Consider the following 13481-nt stretch of genomic DNA (forward strand, 5'->3'; position numbering starts at 1 on the left):
CCGCCGACGGCTCACTACGCGTGCCGGCCTCCGCCCCACGGGCCGTGCAGGTGGAGCACGTGGTGCCGGTGTCCGGCGTGGACCCGGTCCGGGTGGTCGACCTGATCGGCGTGCCGCTCATGGAGGTTGGGGACGGCGTTGCTGAAGGTGAAGTCGACGATGCGCTCGTCGCGGCGGGCGTCCAGGGCGTAGATCGCGAAGACCACGACGGCGGCCATCAGAACGATCACGGCCAAGCTGATGACGAGAGTCATCGTTCTCACATCCCTTGGGCAGGGACCGGTTTCCGGGCGCGTGGGTGCCGGTGGTTCCAGGCTACTCCGACCGCCGGGCGGCGCCTCTTATCGCTCGGTCCGCTCTCCCGGCCAGTCCAGCAGCAGACGTTTCGCCCGCGGCAGGGCGGCGACGACGAGGTCGTACGAGTCCTCGATCAAGTCCCGCACGAAGGGGTCCGGCAGGGAGCTGCTCCCCAACGTGACCGTGTTCCAGTGCCGCTTGTTCAGGTGGTAGCCCGGGACGATCTCCGGGTGCGCGGCCCGTAGCCGCACCGCGAGTTCGGGGTCGCACTTGAGGCTCACGGTCAGCGGGGAGGTGGTGAGGGTCGTCAGGGCGAAGACCTTGCCGGCGACCTTGAAGGTGCAGACCTCGGGGTGGCGCGGGAAGGGGAATTCCTCCGTGGCGCCGTTCAGGTCCAGGCACGTCGCCCTGAGTTCGTCCGGGGTCATGGGGTCAGTATGCCGCCCGAGTGCTCCGGCCCGGCGGGGAGAGATGAGCGCTGGGGCGTTGGCCGCTCGCTCCCCGCCCGGGTCCGTCCCCCGCGAGGGGACGAAAAAGCCCCCCGGACACGGTCCGGGGGGCTTTCGTCAGGCGTTTTGCCTGGTCAGGCTATGTGCCCCCGGGCAGATTCGAACTGCCGACACCCGCTTTAGGAGAGCGGTGCTCTATCCCCTGAGCTACGGAGGCGGGGCCGCCGTCAGTGTAGCGGGTGGTGGGGTGGGAGGGTCAGGGTGCCGGGCATCTTGACGTCGGGGGTCATGCGCGGCGGGGGTGGGCGGTCGTCGTCAGCCTTACCTGCCAGTTGCCCGCCTCGTCCTGGCCCAGGACCTCGATGGTGACGCCCGCCGCCGCGCAGCGCTGGCCCGCCACGTAGGTCGCGTCGCTCAGGCCCGCGTTCACGTTGAGGTCCTCGGTGTAGCAGCCGGGGCTCTTCGGGGTGGCGTCCGAGGTGCGGATCGGGCCGGAGCCGGTGTGGATGTCCGAGGCGATGGTGGTTACGAGGACACCGGGGCGGCAGACCGTGTGGTCCAGGAGGCCGGGGGCGCGGGCTTCGATGGTGAAGGCGCGGGTGGGGGAGAGGGGGACGACGATCAGTTTGGGGCCGCCGTCGGCCGAGGTGGGGGTGAGGGTCAGGGTGCGGATGCCGGGGGAGTCGATGCAGTGGACCTGGTCGGGGGCCAGCCAGCCGAGCTTCCACTTGTGCCAGGCCAGGAAGTCGTTGGACGGGCCCCAGTCCTCGTCCATGAGGTCCCAGTGGCCGACGGGTGTGTCCAGCGGGTTGTCGTTGCGGGCGTAGTAGAGGTCGGGGAGTCCGAAGCTGTGGGCGTTCTCGTGGTTGAGGACGCGGTAGGGGCTGTTGCCGGTCTGGCTGCTCCAGATGAAGGAGACGTTCTTGAAGTGGGCGCCGTCGTCCGCGCGCAGCCCGGTGGGGGTTCCGGCGAAGGTCACCGACCGTACGTCCTCGACGGCGGGCGGGCCGGCGTTCGCCGTGGCCAGGACGTTGATGAGGTCGAACCGCCGGAAGTCGACCTCGTGGTCGACCGCGGCCAGGATCTCGCGGGAGATGGCGTGGTAGCCGTCGTCGCGGTCCGCGTCGAAGGGGGCTCCGCGCTCCAGCCCGTACGACGCGTAGGGGTGTGACATCCGGATCCAGCGCATGACCGGGGTGGGGCGGTAGTCGAGCCGGCCGTAGGAGCTGGCGCGGTAGTAGTCGGTGACGGCCGGGAAGAACTCGGCGTAGCGCTCCTGCGGGGGGACCTCGGCGGGGGCGTCGGGGAAGTCGATGAAGAAGGTGACGGCCCGCACCGTGCCGCTCGACCGCGCGTAGCCGCGGGGCGTGCGGGAGCCCTCGGACACGTCGTCGGTGACCGTGGTGAGCGCGCAGGGGCCGGTGGGGGGCCGCCCCGTCATGTCCACCATGCGGCCGGCGGCGTCGTCCTCGGTGACCGCCAGGGGCGCGTCCGCCTGGGAGGGCACGGGGGAGGTGAGCGCCAGCGCGGTGATCACCATGACCACCATGGCCAGGGCTTTCATGCTGGTCACCTCCGTGGCGCACGCGACCCGAGACCCGGGTGCTCTCTGTGTCCACCCTGTGTCGCTCCGTGTGCGTCCGCCCGCTGGAGTGCGGCAGATGGGGCATGCGGGGACGTCATCCCGCGCGAGACGCAGGTCACATCCGGAGCCGAAATATCCGGGGAGGTTCTCCCCGTTTAACGAAGCGTTCCAGCGAAACGGGGAAGTTCTCCCCGGTTACGTCCATGGATCGACATCCACGGATCGAAAGGAGTGCCCGCCGTGGCAGCACCGCAGCCCCGCCTCCGTGCCGACGCCCTGCGCAACCGGGAGCGGATCATCGCCGCCGCGCGCGAGACGCTCGTCGAGCACGGGGCCGATGTCCACCTCGATGAAATCGCTCGACGGGCCGGGGTCGGTAATGCCACGCTGTACCGGCACTTCGCGGATCGCCATGAGCTGATCCACCATGTCACCCTCTCGGTGATGGCCCGCATCGCGGAACAGGCCGAGACTGCACGAGCTGAGGAGCCCGATGCTTTCCTGGCGTTGAGGCGCTTCGTCCACGCCGCGGCCGACGAGCGCATCGGTGCGCTCTGTCCGTTGCTCGCCGACGGCGTCGACCATGAGCACCCGGACCTGGTCGAGGCCCGTGACCGACTCGAGCGTGACACCGAGGCGTTGATGGCCGCGGCCCGCGCCGCCGGGCAGTTGCGCGACGACATCGCGGCCGGCGATCTGATGGTTGCCCTCACTCAGCTCACCAGGCCGTTGCCCGGCAGTGGCTGTGTGGACTTCGACCAGTTCGTGCACCGGCATCTCCAGCTGTTCCTGGACGGGTTGATGGCACCGGCGCGTTCCCGGCTCCCCGGCTGCGCCGCGACCCTGGAGGACCTGCGCCACAAGTGAAACTGCGCCACAAGTGAGACCGCGCCACAAGTGAGACCGCTTCACAACTGAGGCCGCGTCACACGTGTGACCGCGTCATGAGTGAGGACCCGCGCCCATCAGTAGTTCCGTCCGGCACGGGGGCCGGGCCGTGCATTTCACGGCCGTGCCACCCACGTCCGTCGTTCCCGCGCGCGCCGCGCCGCTTCGATCCCTGACCGCCTTTGACTTCGCTTCACCCCCCTCGTACCGCCCTTCGCACCGTTTAGGCAGGCCGTTCCATGCAAGACTCCGCCACCACCCCTGACCCCAGGCGCTGGAAAGCGCTCATATTCATCGCCCTGGCCCAGCTGATGGTCGTCCTCGACGCGACCATCGTGAACATCGCGCTGCCTTCCGCCCAGGACGACCTCGGCATCTCGGACGGCAACCGTCAGTGGGTCATCACGGCCTACGCCCTCGCCTTCGGCGGACTACTGCTCTTCGGCGGCCGCGTCTCCGACCTGTGGGGCCGCAAGCGCGCGTTCGTCGTCGGCCTGATCGGCTTCGCGGCCGCCTCCGCCCTCGGTGGTGCCGCGGTCAACACCGGGATGCTGCTGGGCGCCCGTGCCTTGCAGGGCGCCTTCGGCGCGCTGCTCGCACCGGCGGCGCTGTCGCTGCTCGCCGTGCTGTTCACCGAAGCGAAGGAGCGCGCCAAGGCGTTCGGCATCTTCGGTGCCATCGCCGGTGCCGGTGGTGGTGTCGGCCTCATCCTGGGCGGTCTGTTCACCGAGTACCTGAACTGGCGCTGGACGTTCTTCGTGAACATCCCCTTCGCCGTCGTCGCCGCGCTCGGCGCGATCGCCGTGATCCACGAGCCCGCCGGCAGCCGCAACCCCTCGAAGCTGGACATCCCCGGCGTCATCCTGGCCACCCTGGGCCTGGTCTCGCTCGTCTACGGCTTCACCCGCGCCGAGTCCGACGGCTGGACGGCCGGCATGACCCTCGGCCTGTTCGTCGCCTCGGCGGTGCTGCTGTTCGCCTTCCTGGTCGTGGAGAAGAAGGTCAAGGCACCGCTGCTGCCGCTGCGCGTGCTGACCGACCGCAACCGCGGTGGTGTCTACATCTCCCTGGGGCTCGCCGCCATCGCGATGTTCGGCCTGTTCCTGTTCCTGACCTACTACCTGCAGGTCGTCCGGGGCTACTCGCCGGTCAAGACGGGTCTCGCGTTCCTGCCGATGATCGTCACGATGATCGCCGGTTCCACGCAGATCGGCGCCCGGCTGATGACCCGCGTCCCGGCGCGCTGGCTGATGGGCCCGGGCTTCCTGACCGCGGCCGTCGGCATGCTGCTGCTCACGCAGATCAGCCTGGACAGCTCGTACACCTTCGTGGTCCTGCCGGGTCTGCTCCTGATGGGGCTCGGCATGGGTACGGCCTTCATGCCGGCCATGAGCCTGGCCACGCACGGTGTCCAGGCCCGTGACGCCGGTGTCGCCTCGGCGATGGTCAACACCTCGCAGCAGGTCGGCGGCGCCATCGGCACCGCGCTGCTCAACACCATCGCCGCCAGCGCCACCACCGCGTACGCCACCTCGCACGCGGCGGGCGCGAGCAACCCGAAGCTGCTCCAGCTCAACTCGATGGTGCACGGCTACTCCACCGCCATCTGGTGGGCCGTGGGCATCCTCGCGGTGTCCTCGTTCATCGCGGTCGTGTTCGTCAACGCCGGTCAGGGCGGTCCGTCGGCCTCCGGCAAGGGCGCGGCCGAAGGTGCCGACGAGGGCATCGAGAAGGCCGTCCCGGTCATGGCCCACTGAGTGACCGGTTGAGTCCCACCGCGCAAGAACCCCTGAGCCCCGCAGGACCTGCGGGCACAGGCAAGGCCCCTCGCCATGACGGCGGGGGGCCTTCGCGTTGCCCGGGGGTGACCCGGCGGTGCGGGGTCGTTAAGTACCTCAGCGGGTCCACGGGAGGTCGCCGCCCTCGGGCTGGAGACCCGCCTGGATGGTCCGGCAGATGTCGCCGAGCTGGGCCACCTGCTCCGGCGCGAGACGGTCGAAGATGGCCGCGCGGACGGCGGCGACATGGCCGGGGGCCGACCTCTTCAGCATCTCGTAGCCCTCGTCCGTCAGAACGGCCAGCTGGCCGCGCTTGTCGGAGGGGCACTCCTCGCGGCGGACCCAGCCGTTCTTCTCCAGGCGGGCGACCGCGTGCGAGAGCCGGGAGCGGGTGATCTTGGCGTCCTGGGCGAGCTCGGTCATCCGGAGCCGGTGGCGGGGCGCCTGGGAGAGGTGCACCAGCAGGCCGTAGTAGACGTGCGGCATTCCGGCGTCGCGCTGGAGCTGGCGGTCGAGATGGTCCTCGAGGAGCGTCGTGGCGTGCAGGTACGCCCGCCAGACGCCTTGCTCCTCGTCGCTCAGCCAGCGGGGCTCGGGCGGGCCTCCCGCAGATTGGTTGGTCATGCCATCCACTGTGTCATCCGTGCTTCCTCCGGAGTCAATGCTTGAACTTTCAACGAGGCAGGTTTATGGTCAAGGGTAGAGCTTGATAGTTCAAGTATGAGCACTCTGGAGGGTCCATGTCGGCCACCGTGACCCCGACCGGCGGGCGGATGCCCGCTCTCTACCTCTCCCACGGCGCGCCGCCCCTCGCCGACGACGAGCTGTGGCCCGGCCAGCTCGCCGCCTGGTCCGCCGGGCTGCCCCGGCCTACCGCCATCCTGATGATCTCCGCTCACTGGGAAGAGGCCCCGCTCGCGCTCGGTGCGACGGAGACCGTGCCGCTCGTCCACGACTTCTGGGGCTTCCCGGAGCACTACTACCGCGTCCGGTACGCAGCCCCCGGCGCCCCGGAGCTCGCCGAGCGGGTGCGCAAGACGCTGCGCGGCGCCGGTACGCCCGTGCAGGACATCCCGGACCGGGGTCTCGACCACGGCGCCTACGTGCCGCTGGTGGAGATGTACCCGGGCGCCGAGATCCCCGTGCTCCAGGTGTCCATGCCCACGCTCGACCCGCGGCGGCTGATGGAGATCGGGCGCAAGCTGGCGCCGCTGCGGGACGAGGGGGTGCTGATCGTCGGCAGCGGGTTCTTCACCCACAACCTGGCGGCGCTGCGGCACGCGGGGTCCGGGCCGCCCGCCTGGTCGGCGGAGTTCGACGCGTGGGGGCGCGAGGTCCTGGACGGGCGGGACGTCGACGCGCTGCTGGACTTCGAGAACAAGTCCCCGGCGGGGCGCCTCGCGCACCCGCGCACCGAGCACTTCGCCCCGCTCTTCGTCACGTTGGGCGCCGCCGAGGACGAACTCGACCGGCAGCGCAGCGTCATCGACGGATTCTGGATGGGACTCGCGAAGCGCTCGGTGCAGTTCGGCTAGGGTCCGCGCGGCGGAAGCGCGCCACGGGCCCGCGAGGATCCGCCGGGCGCGCCACCGGCCTCGGTCGCTGATGCGACCGGGGCCGGTGAACTTCCTTGCGGTGGGCCGGGGGAGGGGCCGTCGCGCGCTCAGTGCTCGTGCATGTAGAAGACGTAGTACGACGCCACGGCCATCGCCCCGCCCAGGAAGAACCCGAACAGCGAGGCGCGCAGCACCGAGACCTGGGTGAGGCTGTAGAGGAAGCCGAGGCTGATGCCGAACAGTGCGCCGAACGCCGCGGCCCTGACCTCGGCGATCATCCTGGCCCGCTCCTTGATCAGGACGTATCCGGCGCCCATGGCGACCAGCCCCGCGACGAGGCCGGTCATCCAGGCGCCGAGCGTGGAGGCGCCGTTGTCGTCGGCGAGGAAGACGGTGTACAGGCCGAGGACGACGCCGCCGGTGACGGGCACCGCCCAGGCGGACCGGGACGTGCTGTGCGAAATCCGGGTGACCGGGCCCGGGCCTTCGTGACGGTGGTGGCCGGGCAGAGCCGGGTGCGTCGACATGGCGGGCTCCTCTCTCTCGCCCCACCCTTCCCACCAGGGCACACCCGCGTCCGGGCGGCGGCAACTCGATCACAGGTGGCCGATGGTGGCCCGGCATCGGGCTGTCGCGCGTGAGAATCCGACCTTCCGGGACTTCTGGGGCAACCGGAAGGCGGTGCGGGCCGTCTTGTGGGGTAGGAGAGCAGCCGGTGGCGGCGCTCTTCCGTAGTGAACGTCAGTGCCGTCGAAGGTGACGGCCGTCTCACGGGCCCGGTGGTGGTGCGGGTCCGCAGGGGCGGTGAGGCCGACCTCGGAACCGGGTCTGACCTGCACTTCCGTTGGCTTCCGCAGCACCTGTCCGCCCGCTGCGGCCGGACAGGGTACTGCATGATCAGAAAAATGAAGAAGACTCGCGGGAATTCTGTCCGGATTCCAGTCGTTCTTTCCATCGGATGGGGCACCCGAGAAGAGGCTGTACCTCTCGGGTCTCCCGGGATCTCCCCGGATTTCCGGGGCGCTCCGCGGGGGTCCCACCGTCCCGCGACCGACTCATCGCAAGGGAGCACGCATGGCAACCCGTGCCGTCGCCCGCCGTCAGACCGCCGACAAGGGGCCTGACAGGGCAAGCAGTGTTCGCGCCGTAGGCGGGGAGATCGCCGACCGCGACCTGGTCGGCATGTACCTCGACGAGATCGCGCGTACACCCCTGCTCGACGCCGCGAAGGAAGTGGAGCTGTCCCAGACCATCGAGGCGGGCGTCTACGCCCAGCAGCTCCTCGACGGCCTCGTGGAGAGCCCCGACGGCGATTCCGCGGCCGCGTCCGCGTCCCGCGAGGAGCTCGAGGCGATAGCCGCCGAGGGTGCCCGCGCCAAGGACGTCTTCATCAAGTCGAACCTGCGCCTCGTCGTGGCCGTCGCCCGTCGCTACCCGCGCAGCGGACTTCCGCTCCTCGATCTGATCCAGGAGGGCAACGCCGGCCTGGTGCGCGCGGTGGAGAAGTTCGACTACGCCAAGGGATTCAAGTTCTCCACGTATGCCACGTGGTGGATCCGCCAGGCCATCACCCGGTCCATCGCCGACCAGTCCCGGACGATCCGGCTGCCCGTGCACCTGGTCGAGGAGCTGGGCCGCATCCGCCGGGTGCAGCGCGAGTTCAACCGGGAGAACGGCCGGGACCCCGAGCACGCGGAGATCGCCGCCGAGCTGGGCTCCACGCCCGAGCGCGTCGGCGACGTGCTGGACTGGGCCCGCGACCCCGTCAGCCTCAACATGCACGTCGACGACGAGGGCGAGACCCAGTTCGGCGACCTGCTGGAGGACACCTCCGCCGTGTCCCCGGAGCAGTCCGTGCTCACGCTGCTGCGCAGCGAGGAGCTGGAGGATCTCATCAGCCGTCTCGACCACCGCACCGCGTCGATCATCAAGGCGCGCTACGGCATCGAGGACGGGCGGGAGCGCACGCTGACCGAGGTCGGCAAGCAGCACGGCCTCACCCGTGAGCGGATCCGGCAGATCGAGAAGCACGCGCTGCTGGAGCTGAAGAAGATGGCTCACGACACCGGTTTCGACGCGGCGGCCTAAAAGGGCATATCCTAGGCATAACCCCATAGACCGGGCCCCGGCGCTACCCCCCCTGCGTCGGGGCCCTTCCCTTTCCCGGCCCTCTCTTCCGACGGCCTTTTCCGGGCCCCTCAGGCCATTTTTCGGGCCCCTCGGGCCCATGGCGCCCGTACGGCGGTGTGCGCGGCCGTGTCCGCCGCCCTACGGTCTGCGGGCATGACGTCGGGTTCGCGAAGGGCGGGACACCCCGCCCGGCCGTACGGGTCAGGGCCCTGTCGCACCCGCCGCGCGGGTGATGCGGGCGCCGAGTTCACGCAGATGGTCCACCAGCTCGGGCGGCTCGTGCGCCTCGAACTCGCAGTCGATCAGTGCGAGCCGGAAGGCCACCCACTCCAGCGTGTCCGTGACCGTGGCGTCCAGCCGGCAGGTGTTCTCGTCGATCGGCACCGGGGTGCCGAGGGAGGACTGCAGCCGGGCGGCGACGAACGCGGCCGGCGCGTGCAGCGTCGCCACCACCCGGTAGGTCGGCTGGAGGCGGGACAGGGACCGGCTCATGAACTCGGCGGCGTTCGCCGCCGGCAGCTCGCGCGGAGTGAAACGCGCCCCGGTGGCGAGCGGTTCGCTGACCCGGTCGACGCGGAAGGTCCGCCAGTCGTCGCGGTCGATGTCGTACGCCACGAGGTACCAGCGGCGCCCCGTGCTGACCAGCTGGTGCGGCTCCACCAGCCGCCGGGTCCCGGTCCCGTCGCCCTTGCGGTAGGCGAAGCGCAGCCGCTCGTGCCCGGTGGCGGCCGAGGCCATCACGGTCAGCGTGCGCGGGTCGACGCTCGCGCCGTCGCCGCCCACGAGCGGCACGGTCGCGGCCTGGAGGGCGGACACGCGGTGGCGCAGCCGGGACGGCAGTACCTGCTCCAGCTTGGCGAGGGCCCGTACGGACGCCTCCTCGATGCCGTCCACGGCGTGCCCGGCACCGGCCCGCAGGCCCACGGCGATGGCGACGGCCTCCTCGTCGTCCAGGACGAGGGGCGGCATGGCGGCGCCCGCGGCCAGCCGGTACCCGCCCTCCGCGCCCATCGACGCCTGCACGGGATAGCCGAGGTCCCGGAGCCGCTCGATGTCCCGGCGGATCGTCCGCGAGCTGACCCCGAGCCGCTCGGCGAGCTCGCTGCCCGGCCACTCACGGGGCGTCTGGAGCAGCGAGAGGAGATTCAGCAACCGTGCCGGTGTGTCGCTCATGACACTCAGCTTGGCAGGCATATGGGACACAAGGTGTCCTACATGGAAGTTAGCGTCGTCGACGTCCCCGGAAGAGAAGTGCCAGGAAAGGCCGTACAGCAATGACCACCGATTCGCCGCCCGTCGACCGCCGCCGCTGGCTGGCGCTCGCGGTGGTGATGACCGCGTCCTTCATGGACCTGGTCGACGTCACCATCGTCAACATCGCGATGCCCAGCATCAAGCGCGACATCGACGCCTCCTTCAGCGCCTTGCAGTGGCTCAGCGAGGGGTACGCGCTCGCGTTCGCCATAGGCCTGATCACGGGCGGCCGGCTCGGCGACATCTACGGCCGCAAGAAGGTCTTCCTGCTGGGCATGGGCGGGTTCACCCTCGCCTCGATGCTCTGCGGCGTCGCGGCCGACCCGCAGCTCCTGGTGGCCTCGCGGGTGCTCCAGGGCGCGATGGGCGCGCTGATGGTGCCTCAGGTGCTGTCCATCGTGCACGTGACCTTCCCCGCCCACGAGCGTGGCAAGGTCTTCGGGATGTTCGGCGCCGTCATGGGTCTCGGCGCGGTCTCCGGCCCGCTGCTGGGCGCGCTGCTGACCCAGTGGAACCTCTTCGGCCTGGAGTGGCGGCCGATCTTCCTGATCAACGTTCCCGTCGGCATCGCCGGACTGCTCCTGGGCCGGCACTTCATCACGGAGTCCAAGGCCCCCAAGGCGCTGCGCCTGGACATCGTCGGCGTGGCCCTGGCCAGCGTCGCGCTGCTGATGCTGCTCTACCCCCTCACCCAGGGCCGGGAGCACGACTGGCCGCTGTGGGGTTTCGTCTCCATGGCCGGGTCGGTGCCGATGCTCGCGGCGTTCATCGCGTACGAGCGGTACAAGACGCGCAAGGACGGCTCGCCGCTCGTCGAGCTGTCGCTGTTCAAGGTCAAGAGCTTCGCGGCGGGCATCGGCGTGCAGCTGACCTTCGGCGTCGCGTCCGGCATCTTCTTCCTGGTCTGGACGCTGTACATGCAGCTCGGGCTGGGCTGGTCGGCGCTGCGCTCGGGCCTGACGGGCATTCCGTTCTCGCTGGCGATCTCGGTGGCGGCGGGCATGTCCGTGCAGAAGCTGGTGCCGAAGTACGGGCGCAAGGTGCTCCAGGCGGGTGCGCTGGTGATGGCGGCGGGCGTGCTGACCTACATCTGGGAGGCCGACCGCTACGGCGCGGACATCGAGTCCTGGCAGATGGCGCTGCCGCTGGCCGTGATGGGCCTGGGCATGGGCCTGATCGTCGCCCCGATCACGGACGCCGTGCTGTCCGAGGTGCCCCGCGACCACGCGGGCTCGGCCTCCGGCCTGATCAATACGACCCAGCAGCTCGGCAACGCCATCGGTCTGGGCCTGGTCTCCGTGGCCTTCTTCGGCGTCGTGGACGACGCCGACCCGCGCCGCGAGACGCCGTCGGACATCTTCGGTGGAGCGTTCACGCACGCCATGTGGTGGGTCGCGGGTGCTCTGCTCGCGGTCTTCGCGCTGATGTTCCTGCTGCCGAAGCGGTCGAAGCACCACGAGACGGCCGAGGGTGATGGGGAGGAGACGGTCGCTCCCGACGTCGCCGCCGCCGAGGCCGTGGCGGTCGTCCCGGCCCAGGAGGGCGAGAAGGAGCTGCTGAAGCGGTAACGCCTTCGCGCGCACTCCGGGACCCCGGGGGGAGCAGGGGACAGGGCCCGGTCGGTGATCCGACCGGGCCCGTTTCCGTCTGTTCGATGCCCGAGTCTGTTTACTTTCCGGAACCGTGGCCGTAATCTGGCGGCGAAACCACAGGGTCGGGCATGGAACGGATGTAAAACCACATGTACGCACCGGAGCGCCAGCAGGAGATCCTCCGCCTCGCCCGCGAGAGCGGCCGGGTGGACGTGCTGTCCCTCGCCGAGGAGTTCCAGGTCACCTCCGAGACCGTCCGGCGCGACCTCAAGGCCCTGGACCGGGCCGGGCTGCTGCGCCGGGTGCACGGCGGTGCGATCCCCGTCGGACGGCTCGACTTCGAGCCCGACCTCGCCGAGCGCGAGAGCACGGCGGCGGACGAGAAGGACGCCATCGCACGGGCCGCGCTCGCCGAACTGCCCGCCGGCGGCAGCGTGATCATCGACGCCGGTACGACGGCCGCGCGGTTCGCGGGCCTCCTCCCGCTGGACCGCGAACTCACCGTCGTCACCCACGCCCTGCCCGTCGCCGCCCGCCTCGCGGACCACCCCGGCATCTCCCTCCACCTCGTCGGCGGACGGGTGCGGCACCGCACCCGCGCGGCCGTCGACGCCTGGGCGCTGCGCGCGTACGCCGAGATCAACGCCGACGTCGTCTTCCTCGCGACCAACGGCTTCTCCGTGGGCGACGGCCTCACCACCCCGGACCTGGCCGAAGCCGCCGTCAAGCGGGCGACCGTCGCCGCCGCGCGGCGGGTGGTGCTCCTCGCCGACTCCGGCAAGTTCGGCCGACGGCACTTCGCGCGCTTCGGGGACCTCGCCGACGTGGACGTGCTGATCACCGACACCGGCCTCGCCCCCGAGGACGCCCTCGCCATCGAGCGCGCCGGCACCCGGACGGTACGCGCGTGATCCTCACCGTCACCCCCAACCCGAGCCTGGACCGTACGTACGAGGTCCCCCGGCTGGAGCGCGGCGCGGTGCTGCGCGCCGCCGCCGACCGGGTCGACCCCGGCGGCAAGGGCGTCAACGTCTCGCGCGCGGTGGCCGCCGCCGGGCACCGCACGGTGGCGGTGCTGCCGCTCGGCGGCCCGGAGGGCGCGCTGCTGGCGCGGCTGCTCGGCGACCTCGGCATCGACGTGGCGGGCGTGCCCGTGCGGGGCTCGACCCGGGTCAACATCGCGGTCGCCGAACCGGACGGCACCCTCACGAAGGTCAACGCGGCCGGCCCCGAACTGGGCCGCGCCGAGGCGGAGTCGCTGCTGACGACCGTGCGGGACCGGTCGGCGGGCGCCGACTGGATCGCCTGCTGCGGCAGCCTCCCGCGCGGGCTCCCGCCCGAGTGGTACGGGCAGTTGGTGGCCCGCGCCCACGACGCCGGCGCCCGCATCGCCCTGGACACCTCCGGGCCGGCCCTGACCGCCGCGCTGCGGATGCGCCCGGACGTCGTCAAGCCCAACGCGGAGGAACTGTCGCTGGCCGTCGGCCGCCCGCTCGCCACGGTCGGCGACGCGGCCGAGGCGGCGGCGGAACTGCGCGGCCTGGGCGCGCGGGCGGTCCTGGCCAGCCTCGGCGCCGACGGCCAACTACTGGTCGACGACTCCGGTACGTACTTCGGCACCGCCCGCGTCCCGTCCGTGCGCAGCAACGTCGGCGCGGGCGACGCGTCACTGGCCGGCTTCCTCGCCGCGGGCGGCACGGGCCCCGAGGCCCTCGCCGCCGCCCTCGCCCACGGCGCGGCGGCGGTCCAGCTCCCGGGCAGCGCCATGCCGACACCGACGGACCTCGACCCGTCGTCGGTGACGGTGACCTCCGAGGTTCCCTCCGTCCGTGCCCTGACGGAGCCGGTGCGGTGACCGGGGCAGGGGGCGGGCACCGGACTCTCCGCAGCCGCCGATTACGGCACGCCCTGACGCCGGGGAACCACCCGGCACCGATGCGGGAGTCCGCACC

General features: G+C 71.1%; 13 protein-coding genes and 1 tRNA gene. 7 read left to right on the forward strand and 7 right to left on the reverse strand.

Annotated features, from left to right (window positions below; genetic code table 11):
* Positions 1 to 14: 14 nt before the first annotated feature.
* The 4 genes from FHS38_RS14820 to FHS38_RS14835 all read right to left on the reverse strand — a co-directional run bounded on the left by FHS38_RS14820 (position 15) and on the right by FHS38_RS14835 (position 2310).
* The gene (locus FHS38_RS14820; RefSeq protein WP_184733986.1) at positions 15 to 254 is read right to left on the reverse strand and encodes a hypothetical protein; all 240 of its coding nucleotides are present in this window, start codon (positions 252 to 254) and stop codon (positions 15 to 17) included.
* Between the two features lie 87 nt (positions 255 to 341).
* Positions 342 to 725 carry an MmcQ/YjbR family DNA-binding protein gene (locus FHS38_RS14825; protein ID WP_184733987.1) on the reverse strand — a complete coding sequence of 128 codons (384 nt, stop codon included), beginning with the start codon at positions 723 to 725 and terminating at the stop codon, positions 342 to 344.
* Positions 726 to 890: 165 nt separating this feature from the next.
* A tRNA-Arg gene (locus FHS38_RS14830) sits at positions 891 to 963 on the reverse strand.
* 69 nt (positions 964 to 1032) lie between these two features.
* A complete protein-coding gene (locus FHS38_RS14835) occupies positions 1033 to 2310 on the reverse strand; it encodes a M6 family metalloprotease domain-containing protein (RefSeq protein WP_184733988.1) in 1278 nt (425 codons plus the stop codon).
* Positions 2311 to 2571: 261 nt separating this feature from the next.
* On the opposite strand from FHS38_RS14835, the gene FHS38_RS14840 reads away from it, so the two are divergent.
* A complete protein-coding gene (locus FHS38_RS14840; RefSeq protein WP_184733989.1) occupies positions 2572 to 3198 on the forward strand; it encodes a TetR/AcrR family transcriptional regulator in 627 nt (208 codons plus the stop codon).
* A 260-nt stretch (positions 3199 to 3458) separates the two neighbouring features.
* Positions 3459 to 4976 (forward strand): MFS transporter, encoded by a 1518-nt coding sequence (locus FHS38_RS14845; RefSeq protein ID WP_184733990.1) that lies wholly within the window; start codon positions 3459 to 3461, stop codon positions 4974 to 4976.
* 138 nt (positions 4977 to 5114) lie between these two features.
* Here the strand turns inward: FHS38_RS14845 and FHS38_RS14850 are convergent, their stop codons facing one another.
* Positions 5115 to 5621 carry a MarR family winged helix-turn-helix transcriptional regulator gene (locus FHS38_RS14850; RefSeq protein ID WP_184733991.1) on the reverse strand — a complete coding sequence of 169 codons (507 nt, stop codon included), beginning with the start codon at positions 5619 to 5621 and terminating at the stop codon, positions 5115 to 5117.
* Positions 5622 to 5737: 116 nt separating this feature from the next.
* On the opposite strand from FHS38_RS14850, the gene FHS38_RS14855 reads away from it, so the two are divergent.
* The gene (locus FHS38_RS14855) at positions 5738 to 6532 is read left to right on the forward strand and encodes a dioxygenase family protein (RefSeq protein ID WP_184733992.1); all 795 of its coding nucleotides are present in this window, start codon (positions 5738 to 5740) and stop codon (positions 6530 to 6532) included.
* Between the two features lie 128 nt (positions 6533 to 6660).
* Here the strand turns inward: FHS38_RS14855 and FHS38_RS14860 are convergent, their stop codons facing one another.
* Positions 6661 to 7080 carry a hypothetical protein gene (locus FHS38_RS14860; protein WP_184733993.1) on the reverse strand — a complete coding sequence of 140 codons (420 nt, stop codon included), beginning with the start codon at positions 7078 to 7080 and terminating at the stop codon, positions 6661 to 6663.
* A gap of 547 nt (positions 7081 to 7627) precedes the next feature.
* On the opposite strand from FHS38_RS14860, the gene FHS38_RS14865 reads away from it, so the two are divergent.
* A complete protein-coding gene (locus FHS38_RS14865) occupies positions 7628 to 8641 on the forward strand; it encodes a sigma-70 family RNA polymerase sigma factor (protein WP_184733994.1) in 1014 nt (337 codons plus the stop codon).
* 243 nt (positions 8642 to 8884) lie between these two features.
* Here FHS38_RS14865 and FHS38_RS14870 read toward each other — a convergent pair whose 3' ends face one another.
* Positions 8885 to 9856, reverse strand: a complete 972-nt coding sequence (locus FHS38_RS14870) for a helix-turn-helix transcriptional regulator (RefSeq protein ID WP_184733995.1) — start codon at positions 9854 to 9856, stop codon at positions 8885 to 8887.
* Positions 9857 to 9957: 101 nt separating this feature from the next.
* Between FHS38_RS14870 and FHS38_RS14875 the strand changes: the two genes are divergently transcribed.
* The 3 genes from FHS38_RS14875 (at position 9958) to pfkB (ending at position 13384) form a co-directional block, all read left to right on the forward strand.
* Positions 9958 to 11505 (forward strand): MFS transporter, encoded by a 1548-nt coding sequence (locus FHS38_RS14875; protein WP_184733996.1) that lies wholly within the window; start codon positions 9958 to 9960, stop codon positions 11503 to 11505.
* A gap of 173 nt (positions 11506 to 11678) precedes the next feature.
* Entirely contained in the window at positions 11679 to 12440 is a 762-nt protein-coding gene (locus FHS38_RS14880) for a DeoR/GlpR family DNA-binding transcription regulator (protein WP_184733997.1), read from the forward strand.
* Entirely contained in the window at positions 12437 to 13384 is a 948-nt protein-coding gene (pfkB, locus tag FHS38_RS14885; protein ID WP_184733998.1) for a 1-phosphofructokinase, read from the forward strand. Before FHS38_RS14880 ends, pfkB begins: the two co-directional genes overlap by 4 nt.
* Positions 13385 to 13481: the final 97 nt, after the last annotated feature.

The sequence above is a fragment of the Streptomyces netropsis genome, assembly GCF_014203545.1.
Taxonomy (GTDB): Bacteria; Actinomycetota; Actinomycetes; order Streptomycetales; family Streptomycetaceae; genus Streptomyces; species Streptomyces netropsis.

Excerpts from the sequence above, each read along its gene's own strand:
- FHS38_RS14865 (WP_184733994.1), top strand. The coding sequence starts at position 7,628 with ATGGCAACCCGTGCCGTCGCCCGCCGTCAGACCGCCGACAAGGGGCCT.
- FHS38_RS14820 (WP_184733986.1), bottom strand. The coding sequence starts at position 254 with ATGACTCTCGTCATCAGCTTGGCCGTGATCGTTCTGATGGCCGCCGTC.
- FHS38_RS14875 (WP_184733996.1), top strand. The coding sequence starts at position 9,958 with ATGACCACCGATTCGCCGCCCGTCGACCGCCGCCGCTGGCTGGCGCTC.
- FHS38_RS14835 (WP_184733988.1), bottom strand. The coding sequence starts at position 2,310 with ATGAAAGCCCTGGCCATGGTGGTCATGGTGATCACCGCGCTGGCGCTC.
- FHS38_RS14855 (WP_184733992.1), top strand. The coding sequence starts at position 5,738 with ATGTCGGCCACCGTGACCCCGACCGGCGGGCGGATGCCCGCTCTCTAC.
- FHS38_RS14880 (WP_184733997.1), top strand. The coding sequence starts at position 11,679 with ATGTACGCACCGGAGCGCCAGCAGGAGATCCTCCGCCTCGCCCGCGAG.
- FHS38_RS14845 (WP_184733990.1), top strand. The coding sequence starts at position 3,459 with ATGCAAGACTCCGCCACCACCCCTGACCCCAGGCGCTGGAAAGCGCTC.
- FHS38_RS14825 (WP_184733987.1), bottom strand. The coding sequence starts at position 725 with ATGACCCCGGACGAACTCAGGGCGACGTGCCTGGACCTGAACGGCGCC.
- FHS38_RS14870 (WP_184733995.1), bottom strand. The coding sequence starts at position 9,856 with ATGAGCGACACACCGGCACGGTTGCTGAATCTCCTCTCGCTGCTCCAG.
- FHS38_RS14850 (WP_184733991.1), bottom strand. The coding sequence starts at position 5,621 with ATGACCAACCAATCTGCGGGAGGCCCGCCCGAGCCCCGCTGGCTGAGC.
- FHS38_RS14860 (WP_184733993.1), bottom strand. The coding sequence starts at position 7,080 with ATGTCGACGCACCCGGCTCTGCCCGGCCACCACCGTCACGAAGGCCCG.